This is a genomic window from Marinobacter sp. CP1, from assembly GCF_001266795.1.
Taxonomy (GTDB): Bacteria; Pseudomonadota; Gammaproteobacteria; order Pseudomonadales; family Oleiphilaceae; genus Marinobacter; species Marinobacter flavimaris.
In genome coordinates this window covers 3,073,092-3,086,339 of sequence record NZ_CP011929.1, presented here as the reverse complement: position 1 = coordinate 3,086,339, position 13,248 = coordinate 3,073,092, and the positions used below count along the sequence as shown (strand labels likewise).

The 13,248-nt window shown below is 57.4% G+C and carries 15 protein-coding genes and 1 other RNA gene; 3 read left to right on the top strand and 13 right to left on the bottom strand.

Annotation, left to right across the window (positions count from 1 at the left end):
• Positions 1 to 2: 2 nt before the first annotated feature.
• The 6 genes from ACP86_RS14215 to rsmI form a co-directional block, all read right to left on the bottom strand.
• The gene (locus ACP86_RS14215; RefSeq protein WP_041644965.1) at positions 3 to 1,742 is read right to left on the bottom strand and encodes a peptidoglycan D,D-transpeptidase FtsI family protein; all 1,740 of its coding nucleotides are present in this window, start codon (positions 1,740 to 1,742) and stop codon (positions 3 to 5) included.
• Positions 1,743 to 1,776: 34 nt separating this feature from the next.
• Positions 1,777 to 2,181 (bottom strand): cell division protein FtsL, encoded by a 405-nt coding sequence (gene ftsL, locus ACP86_RS14210; protein ID WP_014576098.1) that lies wholly within the window; start codon positions 2,179 to 2,181, stop codon positions 1,777 to 1,779.
• 2 nt (positions 2,182 to 2,183) lie between these two features.
• On the bottom strand, positions 2,184 to 3,167 hold the full coding sequence (rsmH, locus tag ACP86_RS14205; protein ID WP_053114551.1) for a 16S rRNA (cytosine(1402)-N(4))-methyltransferase RsmH: 984 nt from the start codon (positions 3,165 to 3,167) through the stop codon (positions 2,184 to 2,186).
• A complete protein-coding gene (gene mraZ / locus ACP86_RS14200) occupies positions 3,164 to 3,616 on the bottom strand; it encodes a division/cell wall cluster transcriptional repressor MraZ (RefSeq protein WP_008176533.1) in 453 nt (150 codons plus the stop codon). Before mraZ ends, rsmH begins: the two co-directional genes overlap by 4 nt.
• Before the next feature lie 302 nt (positions 3,617 to 3,918).
• Positions 3,919 to 4,268: RNase P RNA component class A (gene rnpB / locus ACP86_RS21905), an RNA gene on the bottom strand.
• A 53-nt stretch (positions 4,269 to 4,321) separates the two neighbouring features.
• Positions 4,322 to 5,218 carry a 16S rRNA (cytidine(1402)-2'-O)-methyltransferase gene (rsmI, locus tag ACP86_RS14195; protein WP_053114549.1) on the bottom strand — a complete coding sequence of 299 codons (897 nt, stop codon included), beginning with the start codon at positions 5,216 to 5,218 and terminating at the stop codon, positions 4,322 to 4,324.
• Positions 5,219 to 5,293: 75 nt separating this feature from the next.
• Here rsmI and ACP86_RS14190 point away from each other — a divergent pair, with 75 nt between their 5' ends.
• The 3 genes from ACP86_RS14190 to ACP86_RS14180 are packed head-to-tail and all read left to right on the top strand — an operon-like array spanning position 5,294 to position 8,214.
• Positions 5,294 to 7,222 (top strand): penicillin-binding protein activator, encoded by a 1,929-nt coding sequence (locus ACP86_RS14190; protein ID WP_227507725.1) that lies wholly within the window; start codon positions 5,294 to 5,296, stop codon positions 7,220 to 7,222.
• Between the two features lie 24 nt (positions 7,223 to 7,246).
• The gene (locus ACP86_RS14185; protein ID WP_008176539.1) at positions 7,247 to 7,612 is read left to right on the top strand and encodes a YraN family protein; all 366 of its coding nucleotides are present in this window, start codon (positions 7,247 to 7,249) and stop codon (positions 7,610 to 7,612) included.
• Between the two features lie 11 nt (positions 7,613 to 7,623).
• The gene (locus tag ACP86_RS14180) at positions 7,624 to 8,214 is read left to right on the top strand and encodes an SIS domain-containing protein (RefSeq protein ID WP_008176542.1); all 591 of its coding nucleotides are present in this window, start codon (positions 7,624 to 7,626) and stop codon (positions 8,212 to 8,214) included.
• A gap of 45 nt (positions 8,215 to 8,259) precedes the next feature.
• Here the strand turns inward: ACP86_RS14180 and ACP86_RS14175 are convergent, their stop codons facing one another.
• The 7 genes from ACP86_RS14175 to rplM all read right to left on the bottom strand — a co-directional run bounded on the left by ACP86_RS14175 (position 8,260) and on the right by rplM (position 13,131).
• Positions 8,260 to 8,676, bottom strand: a complete 417-nt coding sequence (locus ACP86_RS14175; protein WP_169702205.1) for a ClpXP protease specificity-enhancing factor — start codon at positions 8,674 to 8,676, stop codon at positions 8,260 to 8,262.
• A gap of 59 nt (positions 8,677 to 8,735) precedes the next feature.
• Positions 8,736 to 9,365, bottom strand: a complete 630-nt coding sequence (locus tag ACP86_RS14170) for a glutathione S-transferase N-terminal domain-containing protein (RefSeq protein ID WP_014576091.1) — start codon at positions 9,363 to 9,365, stop codon at positions 8,736 to 8,738.
• 108 nt (positions 9,366 to 9,473) lie between these two features.
• Entirely contained in the window at positions 9,474 to 10,229 is a 756-nt protein-coding gene (locus ACP86_RS14165; protein ID WP_014576090.1) for a cytochrome c1, read from the bottom strand.
• Complete coding sequence (locus ACP86_RS14160) at positions 10,229 to 11,461, bottom strand: cytochrome b (RefSeq protein ID WP_014576089.1); 1,233 nt, start codon at positions 11,459 to 11,461, stop codon at positions 10,229 to 10,231. Before ACP86_RS14160 ends, ACP86_RS14165 begins: the two co-directional genes overlap by 1 nt.
• Positions 11,461 to 12,054, bottom strand: a complete 594-nt coding sequence (petA, locus tag ACP86_RS14155) for a ubiquinol-cytochrome c reductase iron-sulfur subunit (protein WP_014576088.1) — start codon at positions 12,052 to 12,054, stop codon at positions 11,461 to 11,463. Before petA ends, ACP86_RS14160 begins: the two co-directional genes overlap by 1 nt.
• 243 nt (positions 12,055 to 12,297) lie before the next feature.
• On the bottom strand, positions 12,298 to 12,690 hold the full coding sequence (rpsI, locus tag ACP86_RS14150) for a 30S ribosomal protein S9 (RefSeq protein WP_008176554.1): 393 nt from the start codon (positions 12,688 to 12,690) through the stop codon (positions 12,298 to 12,300).
• A 12-nt stretch (positions 12,691 to 12,702) separates the two neighbouring features.
• Positions 12,703 to 13,131: a 50S ribosomal protein L13 gene (rplM, locus tag ACP86_RS14145; RefSeq protein WP_008176556.1), complete on the bottom strand. Its 429-nt coding sequence runs from the start codon at positions 13,129 to 13,131 to the stop codon at positions 12,703 to 12,705.
• Positions 13,132 to 13,248 lie beyond the last annotated feature (117 nt).

Sequence of the window (13,248 nt, the reverse complement as noted above, 5' to 3'; positions counted from 1 at the left end):
GCCTACCCTCGCTCTCCGGATGCAGAAGCAGCCATTTCGGCCTCTCCCACTTCCAGTTCAGGCTTCACATTCAACAGTCGCAGTGCGTCACTCATTACCCGTGAGAATACTGGCGCGGCCACTTCACCACCGTAGTATTCTCCGGACTGCGGCGCATCAACGGCCACAACCGTAACCAGCCTCGGGTTATCAATAGGCGCCATACCGGCAAAAATCGCCTTGTACTGGCTATCCTCGTAACCCTGGGCCCCAACAAGATGAACAGTCCCGGTCTTGCCGCCAGCCGAGTAAAATCCAGGCTGGGCCCGCTTACCGGTACCCCTTGAAACGGCCTCGCGCAGCATATTGCGAACCTGGAGGGTGACCTGCTCCGAGAGCACTCGCTGCCCCTCCGGCTTCTTGTCCTGCCGGACCAGGCTCAGGGGATAGCGCACGCCACCATTGGCGATCACCATATAGGCCTGGGCCAGTTGAAGAGCGTTCACGCTCATACCGTATCCGTAGGACAGTGTCGCCTCTTCCACGGGGCGCCACTTGGGCGGCGATGGCAATACGCCCACGGCTTCGCCGGGAAAACCGATCCCCGTTGGCTGGCCAAGTCCCAGACGGGCGTAGAGATCACGAATCACATCGCCGCCAAGGTCGGTAGCAATCCGGCTGATTCCGACGTTGCTGGACTTGACGATGATCTCGGTCATATCCATGACGCCATAGTTGCGATGATCCCGGATGGTGAAACGACCGAAACGGCGAAAACCCGGGTTGGTATCAATGGTGCTGTTAACCGAGTAGCTGCCGGATTCCAGAGCCGCCGCCATGGTGATCGGCTTCATGGTTGAGCCTGGCTCGAACAGGTCGGTGATAGCCTTGTTTCGAAGATTTTCCGCTGCGAGCTGACTGCGGTCATTGGGGTTATAGGACCCCTGGTTGACCATCGCCAGGACCTCACCGGTATCCACGTCGAGCATGACCAGCGTACCCCCTCTGGCATTATGAGCCGCCACCACAGCCTTGAGTTCCCGATAGGCCAGGTACTGGAGGCGCAGGTCGATGCTGAGGGCGAGGTTCTGGCCGGGGCTGGCATCGCGAATCAGGGTCAGATCCTTGATAACCCGGCCGCGGTTGTCTTTCAGGACCCGCTTCCGGCCGGTTTCACCGGACAGCCACTGGTTGTAGGCGAGCTCGATCCCTTCCTGCCCGCGTTCGTCGATGTCGGTGAAGCCCACAACGTGAGCAGTCACTTCGCCGGCGGGGTAATAGCGACGGTACTCCTGACGGGTGTATATCCCGTCAATCTCCAATTCGAGAACCTTTCTGGCCAGATCCGGCTGAACCTTGCGGCGCAGATAGATGAATTCCCGCCCGGAGTATTCTTCGAGACGCTGCCGGAGAGAGGCTTCATTGATATCGAGCAGCCGCGCAAGGTTGGTGAGTCGCGCCTCGGAGGGATTGGCTTCAGAAGGATTCGCCCAGATGGTCTGCACTGGCGTGCTGACGGCCAGAGGCTCGTCATAACGATCGGTGACAACACCACGATGAGCATCAATACTCTCAACCCGGATCGTACGAACATCACCCTGCTTGCGCAGGAAATCATTATCCACGACGTGGAGGTCGACCAGGCGCCAGCCAAGCACACCCACCACCAGGAGGAAGACGCCCACGACGGAGCCAAAACGCCAGGCTGCCAGCCCGGACGCCAAACGCTGCCCCCATGTTGTCTTCTTTCCCTGATCGGACACGTCGATCACCCTGAATCGTTGTTGTTCTCGTTGATTACCGGCTGGTAACCGGCGACATCAGTGGCACCAGCACAATATCCTGACGTCCCGGCACCACCATGCCGAAACGCTCAGCCGCCAGCTTTTCGACCCGGCCATGAGCGCTTAACGCACTCTGCTCGAGCAGAAGCTGGCTCCATTCGCTCTGATAACGGTCGCGCTCGGACTGAAGTTGCGACAGCGTGTTGAAAAGCTCCCGGTTCTCGTGGGCACTGACCACCACGCCAATAGAGGAAGCCAGCAACACGGCGACCAGACCGAGCGAGACAAGCACCTTGCCCTGCTTCGTGGCAGCGAAAACCTGCCTTGAGATACGGACCGCGGTTGCAACACCGTCCCGGACCTTCTGCTTGTTGAGCTTCGCCGTTTTTACCGGCTCTTCAATGGCAACAGCGCCCATGGTTACGCGCTCCCCTGCGAGTTTTTCCTGATATCGGTGCGTTCGAGCACCCGCATGACTGCGCTGCGGGCACGTACGTTGTCACTTACTTCTTCAGCGCCGGCCTTGCTGGCTTTGCCAACGAGCCGGAAATCCGAGGCTTCCTGTTCCGCGGTTACGGGCACCCCTTTGGGCAGCTGTGGCCCGCGCGCCAGATCCCTCATGAACCGCTTGACCAACCGGTCTTCCAGCGAATGAAAGCTGATGACCACCAGACGCCCTCCGGGAGCGAGGTGGTCAACAGCAGACTGAAGACCCACTTCGAGATCTTCCAGCTCCCGGTTGATAAAAATCCGGATTGCCTGGAAGGTCCGGGTAGCCGGATGCTTGTGCTTTTCCTTTTTCGGGACCGCCTCGCTGACCAACTCTGCCAACTGGCGAGTGGTTTCGACGGGCGCTTCCTGCCGACGCGCGACCAGTAGCCGGGCAATGCGCCGCGAGAATTTCTCTTCGCCGTAACGGAAAATCACGTTTGCGATATCCGACTCGTCCGCTGTTGCAAGCCATTCGGCGGCGCTGGGCGATTGTTCGGTATTCATGCGCATGTCCAGTGGACCATCACGCATGAAACTGAATCCACGGGAGGCATCATCAAGCTGCGGCGATGACACGCCGAGATCCAGCAACACACCATTCACTGTCTGCCAACCCTGACCGACCACCGCAGCGCCCAGCTCCGCAAACGAACCGTGGAAACTGTGGAACCGGTTATCCTGGGCTTCCAATTCCTTCGCCGCGCGTATCGCCTCGGGATCCTTGTCGATACCCAGCAACCGCGCCGACGGGCCGAGGCGACCGAGAATCAGGCGGCTGTGACCACCCCGCCCAAAGGTGCCATCCACGTAATAACCGTCGGGGTCGTTGACCAGATAGTCGACCGCCGAATCCAGGAGCACCGAGCGATGCGAGTACGCCGCCCCGGCCTCCTGGTTGCGATCGGTGGTCATAAGGACAGCGCCTCCATCTCGGGCGGCATGTCTTCGTCATCAGAGGATTCATCCAGCCAGGCAAACCAGCGCTCTTCGCTCCAGAGCTCTAGCTTCTTGCCTTGCCCGATCAACATCAGCTTTTTCTCCAGATGGGCATAGCTTCTAAGGGTTGGCGGAATCAGAATACGACCGGCCGAATCCAGCTCCATGGGCGCAGCATTACCCAGGATCAGACGCTGCAGCCGCCGGGCCGCCTTATTCATGTTGGGAAGCGCCTCGATTTTGGGCCGTAGAACTTCCCACTCGGGCTCCGGATAGACCAGCAGACACCGCTCCTCGTCAGCGTTTGCTGTCAATACAATGCGCCCACCACAGGCCTGCGCGAGCTCTTCGCGCACCTTGGAGGGGATCGCCAGGCGACCCTTCGCATCCATATTGATGGCATGACTGCCGAGAAAATTACTCATTTACGCTGTCTCTGGGTGCCCAATATCCACAAAAAACCACTAGAAACCACTTTTTCCCACTTCTGCACACTATAGAAACACGCAATACACAATGCAAGCGCCGCAAACAGCGCCACACTTGCAAAAGTTCCTTTTATGACAAGAGGTTACGGAGGCGGATTCGATGAAATGGTGAGATTACGGAAAAGAAAAGAAGTAAAATCAAATACCTGCAAAAAAGTCTGAAGACTGCAAGTGAGGTTTAAGATTTTTTGGCTATAAAGGACATCTGTTGAGAATGACGAATGTCACAGGAAGGGAAAAGAGCGAGCTCGCCGATAAGCCGGGTTCTGTCTTGGACAGTCATTCATCTAGGGTCTGCGTCACCACAGACCTCAAGCAACCTACCCGAATCCAGCGCGGGCCACGCCATTGGATTCCTATTTGGTCTTGCTCCAGGTGGGGTTTACCATCGCCGTGGACTGTTGCCAGCCACGCGGTGCGCTCTTACCGCACCGTTTCACCCTTACCGGCGCCCGAGGGCGCTTAGGCGGTATACTTTCTGTTGCACTTTCCGTCGGCTCGCGCCGCCCAGGCGTTACCTGGCACCTTGCCCTATGGAGCCCGGACTTTCCTCCCCCGGAAAACCGGCGGCGACTGTCTGGCGAGCTCGGGCGAGACAATACTCCTGCGCCCAAAGCCTTGCAAGGGAAAACGCCACTGTACTCAGTTGTCTTTTAGCGCCAGTGCGCGCTGGTACAGCTCATTTTTCGACAGACCGGTCAGTTCTGAGGCCATTTTGGCGACCTTCTTCACCGGAAGCTCTGCCAGCAAAACCCGAAGCACACGGTCCACATCCATGGTAGCCGCGTCATCATTACCAGGTTGCGCCATCGCACCTCGAACCATGACCACGAACTCCCCACGGGTTCCGTGGGGATCCTGCTCCAACTCTGCCAGAACCTCCGCAACCGAACCGGAATAGAAGGTTTCGAAGGTCTTGGTGATTTCCCGCCCCAGAACCATCTCACGATCCTCGCCCAGCACCTCGGCAATATCCCGTACCGACTCTAGAATCCTGTGCGGCGATTCATAGAACACCAGAGTGGCCGGCTCACTGGCCAGCGGCTCAAGACTGGCCCTGCGACCCGAGCGCTTGGCAGGCAGAAACCCCACGTACAGAAAGCGGTCCGTCGGCAGGCCGGCCGCGCTCAGAGCCACTACCAGTGCACAGGGCCCCGGAATCGGGCTCACCCGATACCCCGCAGCCCTGGCGTCTCGCACCAGCACGTATCCGGGATCGGAGATAAGCGGTGTACCGGCGTCGGAGATCAGCGCCACATCGCGCCCGGCCTTAAGCTCAGCGAGGATCCCGGCTGCGCGATCTTTTTCGTTATGGTCATGCAATGCGATCATTCGCTTCTGAATGCCCAGATGGCTCAATAGCCGGCCACTGTGGCGCGTATCCTCTGCCGCGACCACGTCCACGTGGGCGAGGGTCCGGGTTGCTCTTGGAGATAGATCATCAAGGTTGCCAATCGGGGTGGCAACAACATAAAGAGTGCCGCCCGGTTCATCCCTGCGGCTATCGGATGACGGGTAATCGCTGACCTCGTTTTTCAAAGCGTGTGCCTCTGTGATGGGGTATCCGGGAGCGTGACAGTTACGTCATGTGAATTAACCCCGGAGCTGTTAAACTTGCCAGCGTTAGTCTGGCGCTACAAGCCCAATCATCCGGAGTATGTCGAGCCTGCCATGTTAAATATCCGTATTCATCAACGAGCCCTGGCCAGCGTATTTACTGCCGCCCTTTTGTCGGCGGGCTGCGCCACCGTCAATCTCGAAACCCACGTCGCGCAAACGGCCGACCAGGCCCTCGAGCTTGCCGGCAACGAAGATAATATCGAGACCGCCCAGGCCTACCTCCTCCGGATCGCCAGCAGGTTCCAGGACCAGGGCAACCACGTGGCAGCACGAACGCTACTTCAAAGTTCGCAGCTGGCGCAACCGGCTGCGGACCTTGGCAACCAGAAACTCCTGCTAGCCATGGCAAGCGCCAAGGCCCTTGAGGACGAATCCTGGGCAGAGGCGCTTTCCGCCGAACTCACGCCGTCGACCTTTATAGAGTACCCGGCCGACCTGATGGCCCGGGCCGCCAGCCTGCAGGCGGACACTTATGACCTGGCGGGCAAGCCGATGCCTGCGGCCATGACCCTTATCCTGCTGGCCCAGACGGATAACACCGCGGATGCGCAACAGATTCATAACCGCATCTGGTCCCTGCTGGAGAAGGTACCGGGCACCGAGCTGAGCTCGGCCTCTGCCGAAGCGATTGGCTATGAGGCCCAGGGCTGGCTGGAGCTGGCAAACCTGGTGCGCACTGCAGAAACCGGCATAGACGAGCAGGGCCGACTCATCCGGGGTTGGCAAAACAACTGGCCCGGCCATCCCGCAGCCCAGGCTCTGCCCTCGGAACTCCAACTGATCGCCACACTGGCAGACAGCCGTCCGGAAAAAATCGCTCTTGCCCTGCCTCTCCAGGGCCCGCTGGCAACGGCGGGCAAGGCCATCCGGGATGGCTTTCTGGCAGCGTACTACCTGGATGACACTGCTGACCGGGGCAAAACCGACATTCGGATCTTTGATACCGCCGGCACGTCTTTCAGCGAACTTTACAAGCAGCTATCGGAACAGGATATCGACCTGATTGTTGGCCCCCTGGAAAAAGAGGCACTGGCCGGACTGGGTTCAATGAATACGCTGCCCGTACCCGCTCTCGGGCTGAATTACCTGCCGGCGGATACCAAGCCCGCTGACGGACTCTACCAGTTCGGTCTCTCGGCAGAGGACGAGGCCCGGCAAATTGCCGACCGACTTGCCGCAGAACAGCTGCGCCAGGTTCTGGTGCTTATCCCCGGCGGCGAATGGGGCGATCGCGTTGAGGCTGCGTTGCTGAAACGCATGGCCTCCCATGAAGGCGTTGCCCTGGACATCGAGCGCTTCTATCGGGAAGACAACCTAAGGGCGGTAACGGCTGACCTGCTGGGCATTACCGTTTCCCGCGACCGGGCCATCCAGGTTGAACGCACCATTGGCATGAATGTCGAATTCGAGCCGCGTCGCCGGCAGGATGCCGACGCCATCGTCATGGTGGCAGAGCCCACTGTTGCCCGACAGTTCAAACCTCTTTTCGCCTTCTATTTCGGCGGGGACCTGCCTGTGTACTCGCCTTCCATTATCTATGAGGGCACACCCGCACCTTCACGGGACCGTGACCTGAACGGCGTTATTTTCACTGATATTCCCTGGGTCCTGGGCGACGACAATGAGCTGCGTACGCGAGCTACCGAAAATCTGTCCGGAACCCGTGGCCAGCCCGGGCGCCTTTTCGCCATGGGCGCCGATGCGTGGCACCTGAGCAAACGCCTGCCGTTGCTGAAACAGGTGGAAAGCGCCTCGATATCAGGCCAAACAGGTGTGCTGACCATGACACCCGAGGGCAGCATCCATCGGGAACAACTCTGGGCCCAGTTCCGCAACGGCGCTCCTGAACTCATCCCTGAACCGGTAACCGAAGAGGGAGAGATGGAAGGCGCTCAAGAGGAAGCCCCACCTCTCAGCGAATAACACCGAAGGAGAAAGGCAGTAGCCATGGATGGCACCAAAACCCTGGGTAACCACTTTGAGGGCGTTGCAGCCCGCTACCTCGCCAGTCGGGGCGTCCGGATTATTGAGCGCAACGTCTACAATCGCGGCGGCGAGATTGATCTCGTCGGACAGGAAGGTGAGACTCTCGTATTCTTCGAGGTCCGCTATCGGGGCGCTGGCAGCCTTGTAGATCCTGCAAGCTCCATCAATTACCCCAAACAGAAACGCCTGATTCGTGCAGTCTCGTTTTACCTGCACAGGCACGGGCTCTGGAACAGCCTCTCACGGATAGATGTGGTTGCCATCAGCCCGGGTACCGTCAAAAAATACCGGGTACAATGGATCAGGAATGCAATTCTGGCAGGATAGTGATACCGAAAATGACCGACACCGAACACCAGATCAACCAGTGGTTCGCAAGCCATATGGAGCATACCGCGCAGGCCGCGAGTACGGCCGGCCCTGCTATCGAGGAGGTTGCCAACGCCTTCGTGGAAACTCTGCTCCAGGACGGGAAAATAGTTACCTGCGCCAACGGTAATGCCAACATTCTGGCCCAGTACTTCTGTACCGCGCTTCTGAACCGTTTCGAACAGGACAGGCCGGCACTGCCCGCCATCAATCTCGGCGCCGACGCAACGACCTATTCGGCCATCTGCCGGGATAACCGTTTCAACGATACCTTCTCGCGTCAGGTCCGGGCGATTGGCAAACCCGGGGACCTGTTGTTCGTGATCGTCGACGATGGCCACAAGGCAAATCTTATCCAGGCTATCCAGGTTGCCCATGATCGGGAAATGAGTGTTGTGGTTCTCAGTGCCAGGGAGAAATCGGACATAACCTCTTTGTTGCATCCGGAGGACCACGAAATCGCCCTGAACGATCTCAGTCCCACGGAGGCTACACCTCTGCTACTGCTCATCATCAATGCCCTTTGCGGGCTTATCGACGCAAAAATCTTCGGGGGATAAAAAAAGCCAGCGTAAGCTGGCTTTTTCAAAACGAGTGCGCTGGCGTTATTTCACAACCTTGAGGGTAGGCCTGCCAGAGGGGCGATCCTCCTGACCAGGTGACGCCTGCTCACCATCGCGCTCCTTCGAGGTACCGTCAGGATCGGGAGAGCCCGGCTCACTGCCGAAGACCATGCCCTCGCCGTTTTCCTTGGCGTAGATTGCCATCACCGCCTGCAACGGAATAAACACCTGCATGGGCACTCCACCGAAACGGGCACTGAATTCCAGCGCTCCATTCCCGATGACCAGGCCGCGCACGGCGCCCGGGCTGATATTCAGCACAATCTGCCCGTTCGCGACATGCTCTGTCGGCACCTGCACACCCTGAATGCCTGCGTCCACCACAATGTAGGGGGTACAGTCATTGTCCAGAATCCACTCATTGAATGCTCGTACCAGGTACGGACGGCTGGACGTCATGGTGTTTTTACTCTCAGCCACTGCCACTCTCCTGCTCCGGCAAGCGGAACGTTACCAAATCAGCTGCGAATGTCTTCTTCCAGATCTGACAGGCTTGCCTTGAAGCCATCCCGACTGAAGATGCTCTCCATGTACTTCTGCAGCGGCTTGGCCTGCTTCTCATTCAGCTCAATACCCAGCGACGGAAGACGCCACAGGATGGGAGCAATGCAACAGTCCACAATGGTGAACTCTTCAGACAGGAAAAACGGCATCTCACCAAACAGCGGCGCCGTTGCCAACAGACTTTCCTTCAGCTCTTTGCGAGCTGTGTCGGACGCCTTGGCGTTCGGCTGAGCCAGAATCTGGTCGACCAGGCCACACCAGTCTTTCTGGATCCGATGGATCATCAGACGGCTGTTGGCTCGCGCCACAGGATACACCGGCAATAAAGGCGGATGCGGGAAACGCTCGTCGAGGTATTCCATCATGATGTTGGGCTCATAGAGCACAAGATCACGATCTACCAGCGTCGGCAGGGCGTTGTATGGGTTCAGGTCCGCCAGTTCAGCCGGCGGGTTATCCGGATCCACATCAACGATATCGACGGTAACACCCTTCTCTGCCAGAACAATACGCACCCTGTGGCTGTAATGGCTGGCCGGATCCGAGAAAAACGTCATTGATGACCGCTTGGTCACAACGCCCATAGAACTACCTCACGAGTAAACAAACCGAAATGATCCTGAAAAAACGCAAAAATCCAGCGGGCCGGTTATGCCCGCTGGAACTCAGGGGTCGGGATTATACCCTATTTCTCAGTGTACGTCCTTCCAGTACTCACGATTGAGCAGGTAAGCGAACACGAAGAAGATGGCCACAAAGATCAGAACAAAGATCCCCAGACGCTCACGCTCGAGTTTGACCGGATCCGCCATGTACGACATGAAGTTGGTCAGGTCGTACATCGCCTGGTCGAAGTCGGCTCCAGACATGCTGCCTTCGATTGCGTACTCCGGGCAAGCATCCGCGTTGTTGATATTCCCACTCAACGGCTCAACGCTGGCCGGCGTTCCGATTTTCGGTTCAACGGCACAGAGGCCCTGCAAACCAACCAGAACATGGGGCATACCGACATTCGGGAATACCACGTTATTGACGCCCAGCGGACGGGACTCGTCCTTGTAGAAACCGCGGAGGTAGGAATATACCCACGCTTCGCCACGCAGACGGGTTTCGAGCGTAAGATCCGGTGGCGGAGCACCGAACCAGTCAGCCGCCATGTCTTTGTTCATGGAGTTTTTCATCAGCTCGCCAATTTTGGCGCCGGTGAAGATCAGGTTTTCCTCATACAGCTCATCGGGAATTTCGAGATCCTCAGCCACACGCTTGTAGCGCGCGTACTCCATGGAATGACAACCCATGCAATAGTTGGTAAAGGTTGCCGCTCCGCGCTGGAGAGATGCCTTGTCAGAGTGATCTGACTCGAAGCTGTCCAGCGGCACGGTTGAACCCGCTGCCAGCCCGAGAGCTGGCAGGACCGCGATGAAAAGACCAAAAATCAGCTTTCTCATTATCCTGTCACCCTCTCTGGAACTGGCTTGGTTTTCTCCATGCGCGTGTAGAACGGCATGAGGATAAAGTAGAGGAAGTACAGCACCGTCAGAACCTGGGCAACCATTGTGCGGCCTTCGGTAGCGGGTACAAGACCGAGGTAGCCGAGGATCACAAAGCTCACCACGAAGATGGCCAGTGCAATACGGCTCAGCCAGCCTTTGTAACGCATGGACCGTACCGGGCTCTTGTCCAGCCAGGGCAGTACGAACAGGATGGCAATTGCCGCACCCATTACAACAACACCCCAGAACTTGGCGTCAAGACCGAACAGGTCGATCGTCACCGCACGCAGCATTGCGTAGAACGGAGTGAAGTACCAAACGGGCGCAATGTGATTTGGTGTTTTCAACGGGTTTGCCGGCTCGAAGTTCGGCTTCTCGATGAACAACCCGCCACCTTCCGGGAAGAAGAACACAACAATAAAGAAGATGAAGAAGAAAACGCCCACGCCGAGCAGATCGTGCACGGTGTAGTAAGGATGGAACGGAATTCCGTCTTTGGGGATGCCGTTTTCGTCCTTGTTCTTCTTGATATCGATACCGTCGGGGTTGTTGGAGCCCACTTCGTGCAGTGCCAGGATGTGAAGCACTACCAGGCCCAGCAGAACGATCGGCAGTGCCACTACGTGCAACGCGAAGAATCGGTTGAGGGTAATACCGGAAATCAGGTAGTCACCACGAATCCAGAGAGAGAGGTCCTCACCGATCACGGGGATAGCCCCGAACAGGTTAACGATAACCTGCGCACCCCAGTAGGACATCTGGCCCCACGGCAGGAGGTAGCCCATGAACGCTTCAGCCATCAGGATCAGGTAGATCAGCATACCGAAGATCCAGATCAGCTCACGCGGCTTCTGATAGGAGCCGTACATCAACCCCCGGAACATGTGGAGATAGACCACAATGAAGAAGGCCGAGGCACCGGTAGAATGCAGGTAACGCAGCAGCCAACCCCACTCGACATCACGCATGATGTATTCAACGGATGCGAATGCGCCTTCCGCCGAAGGGTTGTAGCTCATGGTCAGCCAGATTCCCGTGACCAACTGGTTCACGAGAACCAGCATCGCGAGGGAACCAAAGAAGTACCACAGGTTGAAGTTTTTCGGCGCGTAGTACTTGCCAAGGTGCTTGTTCCAGGCATCAATGACCGGAAGCCGTTCATCTACCCAGTTGAGTAACTTGCTCATTACGCTGCCTCCGGATCAAGACCAATCGTGAGGGTCACATCATCGTCGTAACGATAGGGCGGCACCTCCAGGTTCAGGGGAGCAGGCTGCGCTTCGAAAACCCGGCCGGCCATATCGTATCGTGAACCGTGACAGGGACAGAACAGGCCGCCCAGCCACTCGTCACCCAGGTCTGCCGGAGCAACTTCCGGGCGATAGGATGGAACACAGCCAAGGTGGGTACACAGACCTACAAGCACGGCAAATTCCGGTTTCAGCGAGCGCAGGATGCCATCGATATACGGCGGCTGCTGCGGCGCTTCGGACTGGGGATCTTTCACCCGGTCGTTCAGCTTCTCGATATTTGCGCGCATTTCTTCGGTACGGCGGATGATCCAGACCGGCTTGCCTCGCCATTCAACAGTAATCTGCTGGCCCGGCTCGATCTTGCTGATATTGACGGTTACCGGTGCACCGGCCGCTTCCGCTTTTGCACTGGGATTCCATGACCCCAGGAACGGAACCGCCGCACCGACGACGCCGACTCCACCCACCACAGACGTAGCACCGATCAGAAACCGGCGCCTGCCTTGGCTCACGTCGCCATTACTCATTATGGTTTTCTCCCATCAGGCGATGTCACAGCCCGCAACGCAGCCGGCAATGTGCATCTAAAAGGACTTCACAACCCAAAAATATAAGCGCCCAAATGGTAATGAAATTACCAAGGGCTTACAAGTCGGAAAGCCGCCACTGGCGCTCCATCCCTGTTCCAGATCAATTTGCTGACAAATCACTGGAACATAAAAAAACCCGACCGAAAAGGGCCGGGTTTTCCAGGATCTGCTCCAGCGGAATTAACGCTTGGAGTACTGAGGACGCTTACGCGCCTTGCGCAGACCCACTTTCTTACGCTCAACTTCACGTGCATCACGGGTAACATAACCCGCTTTACGCAGCGCCGGGCGCAGAGTTTCGTCGTAATCCATCAGAGCGCGGGTCAGACCGTGGCGAATTGCGCCGGCCTGGCCACTGATACCACCACCCTTAACGGTAATGTTGATATCAAAACGATCGGTAGACTCGGCAACCACCAGGGGCTGACGAACGATCATGCGCAGGGTCTCGCGACCGAAGAAATCTTCGATGGTGCGACCGTTGATGGAGATGTTACCGCTTCCCGGCTTGATAAAAACCCGAGCCGTGGATGTCTTGCGGCGACCAGTACCGTAATTTTGTGCTACAGACATATCCGCCTTCCGTTAAATGTCGAGTTCTTTGGGCTGCTGGGCTGCGTGAGGGTGCTCAGCGCCGGCATAGATTTTCAGCTTCTTGAACATGGCGCGACCGAGCGGTCCCTTCGGAAGCATGCCTTTGACAGACTTCTGGATGATTTGCTCGGGTGCCTTGTCGACCAGCTTCTCGAAGTTGATGGATTTGATTCCACCCGGAAAGCCGGTATGACTGTAGTACATCTTGTCAGATGCTTTCTTGCCGGTAACCCGCACCTGGCTGGCGTTAATCACTACAATGTAATCGCCAGTGTCTACGTGGGGGGTGTACTCAGGCTTATGCTTGCCCCGCAGACGAAGGGCGATTTCGGTTGACAGACGACCCAGCGTCTTGCCGGCTGCGTCTACAACGTACCAGTCACGTTTTACTGTTTCTGGTTTCGCACTCAGAGTCTTCATTGATTCCGCCTTGAACGCTATATAAGAAACGTTAAAAACCACCGCCGGTAAATGCAAGGCATCCGGAGGGGGTTCCATACCTGTGTTGCGTTGCCATCATTCGGGGCTGAGATAATG

Bases quoted from the DNA above. Each gene is read 5' to 3' on its own strand.
- rplM (WP_008176556.1), bottom strand. From the start codon at position 13,131: ATGAAGACTCTGAGTGCGAAACCAGAAACAGTAAAACGTGACTGGTAC.
- ACP86_RS14170 (WP_014576091.1), bottom strand. From the start codon at position 9,365: ATGGGCGTTGTGACCAAGCGGTCATCAATGACGTTTTTCTCGGATCCG.
- ftsL (WP_014576098.1), bottom strand. From the start codon at position 2,181: ATGGGCGCTGTTGCCATTGAAGAGCCGGTAAAAACGGCGAAGCTCAAC.
- ACP86_RS14175 (WP_169702205.1), bottom strand. From the start codon at position 8,676: ATGACGTCCAGCCGTCCGTACCTGGTACGAGCATTCAATGAGTGGATT.
- ACP86_RS14165 (WP_014576090.1), bottom strand. From the start codon at position 10,229: ATGAGAAAGCTGATTTTTGGTCTTTTCATCGCGGTCCTGCCAGCTCTC.
- petA (WP_014576088.1), bottom strand. From the start codon at position 12,054: ATGAGTAATGGCGACGTGAGCCAAGGCAGGCGCCGGTTTCTGATCGGT.
- ACP86_RS14180 (WP_008176542.1), top strand. From the start codon at position 7,624: ATGACCGACACCGAACACCAGATCAACCAGTGGTTCGCAAGCCATATG.
- ACP86_RS14160 (WP_014576089.1), bottom strand. From the start codon at position 11,461: ATGAGCAAGTTACTCAACTGGGTAGATGAACGGCTTCCGGTCATTGAT.
- mraZ (WP_008176533.1), bottom strand. From the start codon at position 3,616: ATGAGTAATTTTCTCGGCAGTCATGCCATCAATATGGATGCGAAGGGT.
- rsmH (WP_053114551.1), bottom strand. From the start codon at position 3,167: ATGACCACCGATCGCAACCAGGAGGCCGGGGCGGCGTACTCGCATCGC.
- ACP86_RS14185 (WP_008176539.1), top strand. From the start codon at position 7,247: ATGGATGGCACCAAAACCCTGGGTAACCACTTTGAGGGCGTTGCAGCC.
- rpsI (WP_008176554.1), bottom strand. From the start codon at position 12,690: ATGTCTGTAGCACAAAATTACGGTACTGGTCGCCGCAAGACATCCACG.